This is a genomic window from Prevotella sp. HMSC073D09, from assembly GCF_001814145.1.
Taxonomy (GTDB): domain Bacteria; phylum Bacteroidota; class Bacteroidia; order Bacteroidales; family Bacteroidaceae; genus Prevotella; species Prevotella conceptionensis.
In genome coordinates, this window is record NZ_KV815029.1 from 1 (window position 1) to 1032 (window position 1032).

Here is a 1032-nt window from a genome sequence, read left to right on the forward strand (position 1 = left end):
ACCCGTTGGCGGAATTAATTTAGGGCATACTTAATTCTGCCGATGGGCTTGTTGTTAATGAAATTCACATACTGAAGAATGGTTAGTGCGCTGATTTTGGCAATGATTCTGGCGTACAAGCCACTCGTTATCTTGGCGTAATTTCTTATGGTGAGGAATTGTTCGGTGAGTTGTGAGAAAAGCGTCTCAATTCTCTTTCTTGCCTTGGCAAGTGGAATGAAAGTCGGTTTCCAATCCTTTTGGTTCACCCGATACGGGCATTCGAGCCTTATATGGGCGGTTTCGAACAGGTCAAGTTGAACGTCAGCTCCTATATATCCTTTGTCCCCGTAGATGCTGCAGTCATGATAAGACAATTTCACATCCTTCATGTAGTCGAGGTCAGGTATGCTTGCCTTGGACAGGTCATATGAGTGGATGACACCTGTTAACCCGCAGAGGGCATGCAGTTTATATCCGAAATAATATGTGTTTTGTGAAGCGCAGTAACCGAAGTCCGGAGCTTGTGAGAAGTCCCCAGTACGTCCCATCTTGCACCGTTTCCCTCTTGCCACCCGACACACCCCTATTGGTTTGGAGTCGACAAAGAACTGTCCTTCTTCCCCGTCCATTTCCATGGCAATCCTTTTCCGTATCTCTTCGCATAAGCCTGCTGTTTTCTTACGGCGGTCATTGAACTGCCTTCTTGATATGAGATTGGGGAAATTGCTTTTGTGTTCTTGCAACCTGTAGTCAAATAACCATTTCTCACTGTCAATACTTTCAGCCTCAGCCGTCAGCGATAATGCCACCACCTCCAAATCCGAGAACTTGGGTACTGGGCCACGGCGTGGAATGTTGCCACATTCATTGACGAGATTTTGTGAGAATTGCTTGCATATCTCAAGGATTTTCACGAATTTTGTATAGAGGTTGTACATGCGATGATTTAAACTTAATTGGTTTACAGTTACTAAGTTACTGAAAATCAACGACATGTGCAACTTTTTGTCTATATTTATTGATTTGATTTTATTCCGCCAACGGGTTATT

1 protein-coding gene is annotated in these 1032 nt (G+C 43.9%); it reads right to left on the reverse strand.

Annotation, left to right across the window (positions count from 1 at the left end; genetic code table 11):
- Positions 1-14 precede the first annotated feature (14 nt).
- Positions 15-977, reverse strand: a complete 963-nt coding sequence (locus tag HMPREF2955_RS01270; RefSeq protein WP_371326377.1) for an IS982 family transposase — start codon at positions 975-977, stop codon at positions 15-17.
- Positions 978-1032 lie beyond the last annotated feature (55 nt).

Bases quoted from the DNA above. Each gene is read 5' to 3' on its own strand.
- HMPREF2955_RS01270 (WP_371326377.1), bottom strand. From the start codon at position 977: ATGTCGTTGATTTTCAGTAACTTAGTAACTGTAAACCAATTAAGTTTA.